Annotated in this window: 5 protein-coding genes and 1 pseudogene; 1 reads left to right on the top strand and 5 read right to left on the bottom strand. The window is 34.1% G+C overall.

Annotated features, from left to right (window positions below):
* Positions 1-24: 24 nt before the first annotated feature.
* On the bottom strand, positions 25-1,446 hold the full coding sequence (locus ON07_RS08040; protein WP_010229857.1) for a hypothetical protein: 1,422 nt from the start codon (positions 1,444-1,446) through the stop codon (positions 25-27).
* A gap of 182 nt (positions 1,447-1,628) precedes the next feature.
* Between ON07_RS08040 and ON07_RS08035 the strand changes: the two genes are divergently transcribed.
* A complete protein-coding gene (locus ON07_RS08035; protein ID WP_010229855.1) occupies positions 1,629-3,260 on the top strand; it encodes an ABC-F family ATP-binding cassette domain-containing protein in 1,632 nt (543 codons plus the stop codon).
* 60 nt (positions 3,261-3,320) lie between these two features.
* Here the strand turns inward: ON07_RS08035 and ON07_RS08030 are convergent, their stop codons facing one another.
* From ON07_RS08030 to pheT, 4 genes and pseudogenes are all read right to left on the bottom strand, one after another.
* Positions 3,321-3,515, bottom strand: coding sequence for a hypothetical protein (locus ON07_RS08030; protein ID WP_010229853.1), 195 nt, complete (start codon positions 3,513-3,515; stop codon positions 3,321-3,323).
* On the bottom strand, positions 3,505-3,753 hold the full coding sequence (locus ON07_RS08025) for a DUF2007 domain-containing protein (RefSeq protein ID WP_010229850.1): 249 nt from the start codon (positions 3,751-3,753) through the stop codon (positions 3,505-3,507). The genes ON07_RS08030 and ON07_RS08025 overlap by 11 nt, the downstream gene beginning before the upstream one ends.
* A gap of 71 nt (positions 3,754-3,824) precedes the next feature.
* Positions 3,825-4,556 (bottom strand): hypothetical protein, encoded by a 732-nt coding sequence (locus ON07_RS08020; protein WP_010229845.1) that lies wholly within the window; start codon positions 4,554-4,556, stop codon positions 3,825-3,827.
* A gap of 505 nt (positions 4,557-5,061) precedes the next feature.
* A pseudogene (gene pheT / locus ON07_RS14915) lies at positions 5,062-7,489 on the bottom strand (phenylalanine--tRNA ligase subunit beta).
* Positions 7,490-7,640 lie beyond the last annotated feature (151 nt).

Here is a 7,640-nt window from a genome sequence, read left to right as displayed (position 1 = left end):
TTTTGCTTTGATGGAGTAATACTATTATTGCTGACTTATAAATTCCAAAATTTTACTTTCCAGATCCGGAGTGTTTAATTGAAGATCCCCTCTTTTAATATTACCTTTAGAATCCATAAAGATAAGTTTGTTTAAATAATTTTTTAAAAGGTTTTCGTCTACCCTTATTCTAGTTGCTTGAAAATGCAATTTAGGATCGAATGAATTATTTTTAATAACCTCGAGCCATTTATCAGAATCGCCCATATCTAGGTTGATGCCTATAAATGCCACTTCTGGATATTTAAATTGCAGATTCTTTATAATGTCTTGTTGCCATTTATAATGAGATGGAGACGAGCTCATCCATCTGTAGGTAACCATGGGTTTTCTGGTAAAACTTTTAAGCTTAACCGTATCTTTCTTGGTGTTTATATAGATTTTATCGCCAAGTGAATTACCAGGTAAAAAATCTGATTGAATTCTGGCCATCTGAGTTATTCCATTCTGCATATTTCCGGAATAGTTCATTTTTTTTAATAAATTCAGAATCAGTTCTACATTCTCTTCTTTTTGAGAATAAATAATTCCTTGAGAAGCCAACCGGTCTAAAAATGTATTCTTAATATTTTTATTCTGGATTAAGGAATCTACCAGTTCTATGCGGAATCTTATATTTTCAAAACTATTTAAATTAGTACAGTTTTTATCTTTTGATTTTTTTTCGGCACAATTTTCTAGAGATTTTGTTCTTAAAAAATCATCTATAAAATTTAAATATACATAGGAGTCTTCTAAAGCTTCATTGTTAAAAGAAACATCTTCTCTATATGCATGAAAATCTGAAGGGATCTTATCTGCCAGGCTAGGGTTATATTTTCGAATTAAAAATGCGTAGCGTTCTCTAAGATCGTAATATTCGTAATTAATACTGGCATTTGCGATCTTGTAAAAATCCTGAGAAATCTCAAATTTTTCTTCAAGATCTATTAGCTTTTGCTTTCTATTAGCTTTTATAGAATCTGTTTTCTGAGCAAATTCAGATGGATCAGATTTGTAGTAAGATAAAACCAGATCGTTGTCCTGCTGATTAAGAAGATACAAATCGGTTAAAAAATTGCTTTTTTCGGAACCTCTTCCGCTGAAATTCAAAGATTCATCGAACTCTAGTGTATTTAACCAAACGAAGGAGCTATCTCCAGGCTCTAAATAGATTATCTGGTTTTCTGGTGGATGTCTAAAAACGTATAATCCGGCTTCAATATTTTTAAGAGTGCCCTCAAAGCGATTACTACTATCCAATTGTAGGGTATCAATAGTTGTGTTATTCTTAGAAATAACAACATATTTACTGCTAGGATTTGCTATTTGTCCCTTTATAAAAACTTCTTTTGAAGTTTTAGTATCCATGTCACAAGAGAGAAAAATTAAAGAAATAAATAGTAAAAGGGGTAATTTTAATTTCATTTGAGGTATTTATAGCTTGTTCCTTTAAAGTAATTATGCTATGTATGCAAGCAAATATAGATTTTGAGATATACGCTCCGTGTTAAGCCATCGTTAAAAGGATTATTTAAAACGTTAATGTTTTAGAACGTGGACAATAATGGCTATTTTTGCAAAAATTTACAAGAAGAAAACAATATAATATGCTATCAGTTTCTAATTTATCGGTTCAATTTGGTAAACGAATATTATTCGATGAGGTAAATACGGCCTTTACACAGGGAAATATTTACGGAATAATTGGAGCCAATGGTGCCGGAAAATCTACTTTTTTGAACATTCTTTCCGGGAAAATGGAGCCTACTAGTGGGCACGTTCATTTAGAGCCGGGAAAAAGAATGTCTGTTTTGGAACAAAATCACAACCTGTACGACGAAAACACGGTTTTGGAGACGGTTATAATGGGAAATAAACCATTGTACAAGATTAAAAACGAGATGGATGCGATTTATGCCAAAGAAGATTTTAATGATGCCGATGGGGAAAGAGTAGGAATCCTTCAAGTGGAGTTTGAAGAGATGAATGGTTGGAATGCAGATAGTGATGCCGCCGCTTTACTTTCAAATCTTGGGATCAAAGCAAATCATCATTATACGCTAATGAAGGATTTGGACGGAAAACAAAAAGTAAGGGTATTACTAGCTCAGGCTTTATTTGGAAATCCGGATGTGCTTATTATGGATGAGCCAACGAACGATTTGGATTATGAAACTATTTTATGGTTAGAGAACTTCTTAGCCAATTACGATAATACTGTAATTGTAGTTTCTCACGACAGGCATTTTTTAGATGCGGTATGTACTCATATTTCTGATATTGATTTCGGAAAAATAAATCATTTTAGTGGGAATTATACTTTTTGGTACGAGTCCTCTCAGTTAGCAGCAAGACAACGTTCACAACAAAATAAGAAAGCTGAAGAAAAGAAAAAGGAGCTTGAAGAATTTATTCGAAGATTTAGTGCAAACATGGCTAAATCTAAACAGGCAACTTCTCGTAAAAAAATGATCGATAAGCTTGATGTGGAAAACATTAAGCCTTCAAGTAGAAGGTATCCTGCAATTATATTTGAAAGAGAGCGCGAGGCGGGAGATCAAATTTTAAATATTGAAGGTCTACAAGCTTCCATCGATGGGGAAGTGGTTTTTAGAAATGTAGATATCAATCTTAAAAAAGGAGATAAAGTTGTGATTTACTCTAAAGATTCTAGAGCTTCTACGGCATTTTACGAAATCTTAAATGGAAAACAAAAGGCAGACGCCGGAACTTATAGTTGGGGTGTTACGACGAATCAATCTTATTTGCCATTAGATAATTCAGAGTTTTTTGAGAATGACTATACGTTAGTAGATTGGTTAAGACAATGGGTTAAAACCGAAGAGGAGCGTGAGGAGGTTTACATCAGAGGATTCCTTGGTAAGATGATCTTTAGTGGTGAGGAAGCCTTAAAGACATCGAGAGTGCTTTCTGGAGGAGAGAAAGTGAGATGTATGTTGAGTAGAATGATGATGATGCGTGCTAATGTTCTAATGCTAGATGAACCCACAAATCACTTAGATCTAGAGTCGATTACGACATTCAATAATTCGCTTAAGAATTTTAAAGGAACAGTATTATTTACCACCCACGATCATGAATTTGCACAAACAGTTGCAAATAGAATTATAGAACTTACTCCATCAGGTGTAATCGATAGGTATATGACCTTCGATGAATATATGGAAGATAAAAAGATAAAAGAGCAACGAGAGAAAATGTATGCCGTAGAAGCATAATTTTTTACAGCTCTCAAGATTTTAGAAAAGCCCAAAAAAACAATGTTTTTTGGGCTTTTCTTATTTCATGCCTTTGTAATATTTATAGAGATCGTAAATTCCAAAAGCTATAAAGCCAATTGCAATTACATATCCAAATGTATTATCTTCTTGATTTGTGCTTAGGCTGTACAACTTATAACATCCATAGATAAAAAATAGAATTCCTAATACTAGGTGCCAAATATTACGGTTTTTAGGGATACTATTCTCCATCCTTAAAATCTTCTGGGAATGTAGATTTTGCAATCTCTAAAGCTTCCGTAAGGTGAGAACTAATCACAAATAATTGCACTTGCCCCGGTAGTCCTCCTCCAAAACCGGCTCGAAGTCCGGAGTCGAAATCATTTTTTACCATATTAGATAAGCCTGCTTTATTAAAAAGTTCTTGTAGATATTGGACATTTGTTTCCGGTCCTGTATATACATGCTCGTAACCTTGATCTTCACTCATGATATAAGAATTAGTACGACTAAGTTAGTTATAGAAATTTAAATAAGTACCAGTTTGGACTATTTTATATACTACGCATTGTAAAATTTGCTTCTCCAGATGGCTTCACTAAAATTCTTGCCTTTTTTAAAACCAAAGAACAAGGCTAATCCAGCTACCCACTTAAACATGAAAAAAAAGATCATAATAAATTCTGCGGTAGTCGCTTTTTGGCTGAACATTCCCTGAGGAATGAGTGTAGTAAGAATTAGACTAATAGCAAGTAAAAGCACCATGAAGTTCTCTAATTGCTTAAATGGCCACATCATTAATTTTCTGAAAGGATGCAGGTCCTTCCCCCAAGAATGAATCAAGTAATAATATTGATTCCCAATGGGAGCAAATAGAAGAGGATCGTCTGCGTTTTCTAGTTTGAAGAGTTTAGCCGGCGCCATAATTTTAAAACCCTCCAGCTTGGTTTCATGAATTTTTTCTAAATGTTTTATTTTTGAAATTGCCTCGAAGGGAAGCTCTGCTTTAAAATAATTAGAGTTTAAGAATCGTAACCTATAATCTATACAGATTTTTTCTATATCTGTTAAATGATAAATTTTAGAAGTCTCTAAAAGATCGAATTTAAATAAGTTGGAATCTGCTTCAGCTCCTTCTTTAAGTTTTTTGAGAATGAGATCTTCTTTAGCTTGTTCTTTTTCGAAGATTTCTTTTACTTCTTGCAATAAGTGCTCTTCAGAAATTCTTTTATTTCTGCTTTGTAGAATCTTGTCAGGAATATGAGTGCCTTGCATTTCCATCTTCTCAATCATTAATTGTCTCTAATTTAAGTAATTGGAGCTAAACTAACAACGCATAATTAAACTTTAATCCCTCATTGAGGGTTTGATTTTTGGGAGGCTTGTAATTAACTATTTGACGTTTTTGTCTCCATGAGCGTCCCGAAAGCTTTCGGGATCGAAGGGTCAAAAAATAACATCTCGACTTTAGCTTGTATTGAACGAATCCGAATTGCTCGATGTGATTTGTTATAAAAAAGTTTTAGAGGTCAGTACTTGTGTCCATATCAAACTTATAATGCATAGTAGGGATGTCAGGTTGAGCGTCCCGATGCCTCGGGAGAAACTCTTTTTTAAGCTAAAAAGTTCTCGACTTCGCTCGAACAGACAAAACGAGATGTTTTAACTGTTTGAAAATTAATAAAATAAACAATAAAAATCGTATGTAGTTATCTGCTGACCTCTAAAAGTTTAATCAAAAAAAAAGCGCCCATTTCAATTAAGAAAAGGACGCTTTAAAAAATTATTGTATTAAAATTTATCTCAATTCTGCTTGCAGTTCTTTTTCGAAACGCTGTTGCAGTTTATTCATAATCTTGTCTACTTGTTTATCTGTAAGTGTGTTATTTTCATCTTGAAACTTGAAACTTACCGCATAACTTTTTTTTGCCTTTGGGTAAATTATCTCCTTGATACACATCAAATAAATTAACCGATTGCAATAAACGCTTTTCCGTTTGTTTGGCGATATCTTCAATTTGTTTGTAATTAACAACATTATCGATTAGCAATGCAAAATCTCTACGAACGGCAGGGAATTTTGGAATAGCGGTGAATTTTGTTTTCTGATTTTTTGCAGTTTCTTGCACTAGATCCCAGTTAAAATCGGCAAAAAGTACTTCTTGTTGGATCCCAAAATGTTTTAGAATAGATTTTTTAATCACTCCAAATTCTACCAATTTCGCTTTTCCTGAACTAATTGAAATTCCTTCAGAAAAAACATCCGATTTTGCTTCACCGGTTTTAATCGAATTTATGCCTAGTCTTTCTAAGATGCGTTCGATAGTTCCCTTTGTAAAAAAGAAATTTCCATTAGTGGTACCACTAATCCAGCTTTCAGAAAATTTATTACCTGTAACAAAAAGACTAAGATGTTTGTTTTCTATCCTTCCGCTTTCGTAATTATGATAGGTTTTACCGAATTCAAATAATTTTAGATCTGCCTGTTTTCTATTGATGTTGTAACACACAGCTTCCAACCCGGAAAATAGTAGGGATTGTCTCATTACTGAAAGGTCCTGACTCAAAGGATTAAGCATTACTACGTTTTGTTCTTCCTTTAACTGCTCAGATAATTTTATATATGCTGGCGTTGTTAAGGAATTGGCCATAGTTTCAAAGAAACCTTGTCCTACTAACTGATTGGCAATTAAATTTTGAAGTTTATAATCTTCAAACTTTCCTGAATTTGCGATGGAAGCATTCAGTTTGGTGCCAGATTCAATATTATTATATCCGTAAACACGCAATATTTCTTCAATAACATCAGACTCTCTTTGAACGTCTACCCTAAAAGAAGGAATAGTAAGTCCCATTCCGGTTTCGGTAACATTGTTCACTCGAATTTCCAAAGAAGCTAGAATAGACTTGATGGTTTCTTCTGCCAAATTCTGTCCTATAAGTTTGTTTACTTTTTCAAATGTTAGGAACACTTGAAAATCTTCAATTTTTTTAGGATATAGATCATCTATTTCACTCGTAATCTCACCGCCTGCAATCTCAGTGATTAAAACAGCAACTCTCTTCAGCGCATATTCTGTGATGTTAGGATCTACACCACGCTCAAACCTAAAAGAGGCGTCTGTATTTAATCCATGTCGCTTTGCGGTTTTACGAACGCTTATCGGATTAAAATAAGCACTTTCTATAAATAACTTGGTTGTGCTTTCTGTAACGCCACTGCTTATACCTCCAAATACACCTGCAATACACAAAGGTTTTTCTGTATCGCAAATCATTAGATCTTCAACATGAAGCTCTCTCTCTACTTCATCTAATGTGGTGAATTTTGTTCCGGCTTTTAAAGTTTTAACATGAATCTCATTCCCAATGATTTTTTCAGCATCGAAAGCATGTAGAGGTTGCCCCAGTTCATGCATTACATAGTTCGTTGCATCTACTATATTATTCTTAGGATTAATGCCTATTGCTTTTAATCTATTCTGGAGCCATTGCGGAGATTCTGAAACTTTAATCCCAGAAATAGTTACTCCACAGTACCTTGGAGCCAAATTAGAATCTTCAATATGAATGGGGATTTTTAAACTCCTACTATCTACATGAAACCCACTCACCGAAGGAGTAATAAGTTCTAAAGTTAAATCCTGTTGCTGGTAACCCGCTTTTAAATCTCTTGCAACACCCCAATGACTCATAGCATCGGCGCGGTTTGGCGTTAGTCCTATTTCAAATACCTGATCATCTTCTATTTCGAAGATTTTTGCTACCGGCATACCGGGTTTTAGGTCTTCTTTTAAAACCATGATTCCGTCATGGCTGCTACCTAGCCCCAATTCACTTTCTGAACATACCATTCCGTGGCTGGCTTCTCCTCTAATTTTACCTTTCTTGATCTCCCAAGCTTCGCCTTTGTCATCATACAAAGTAGTACCAATGGTTGCAACGGGTACATTTTGTCCTGTAGCAATATTTGGCGCACCACATACTATTTGCAAGGCTTCGCCATTTCCAACATCTATTTTACAAAGCTGAAGCCTATCTGCATTTGGGTGAGGGATACAGCTTACAACATGTCCTGTTACAATACCTTCCAATCCTCCTTTAATACTTTGAAAATTGCTGATTCCTTCTACCTCCAAACCTAAGTCTGTAAGTAAATATCCTGTTTCTTCAGGGTTTTTAGGAAGTTTAATAAATTGCTTAAGCCAGTTATATGAAATTTTCATCGAATAGGTTTTTCAAGCTGCAAAGATAGTATTACCAAAAGTATTGGCATAATTACAAAATTGTTTTTTAACAGGTTTTATACCAAAAATAATGGAGCTAAAGTGCCTCCATTAAAAATATGAATATGAGATATATAGATTATTCAGATTT

Source organism: Gillisia marina, assembly GCF_000258765.1.
GTDB lineage: Bacteria > Bacteroidota > Bacteroidia > Flavobacteriales > Flavobacteriaceae > Gillisia > Gillisia marina.
Note: the sequence above shows the minus strand (reverse complement) of the source record. Positions and strands in the feature narration are given on the sequence as shown.

Excerpts from the sequence above, each read along its gene's own strand:
- ON07_RS08020 (WP_010229845.1), bottom strand. The coding sequence starts at position 4,556 with ATGATTGAGAAGATGGAAATGCAAGGCACTCATATTCCTGACAAGATT.
- ON07_RS08040 (WP_010229857.1), bottom strand. The coding sequence starts at position 1,446 with ATGAAATTAAAATTACCCCTTTTACTATTTATTTCTTTAATTTTTCTC.
- ON07_RS08025 (WP_010229850.1), bottom strand. The coding sequence starts at position 3,753 with ATGAGTGAAGATCAAGGTTACGAGCATGTATATACAGGACCGGAAACA.
- ON07_RS08030 (WP_010229853.1), bottom strand. The coding sequence starts at position 3,515 with ATGGAGAATAGTATCCCTAAAAACCGTAATATTTGGCACCTAGTATTA.
- ON07_RS08035 (WP_010229855.1), top strand. The coding sequence starts at position 1,629 with ATGCTATCAGTTTCTAATTTATCGGTTCAATTTGGTAAACGAATATTA.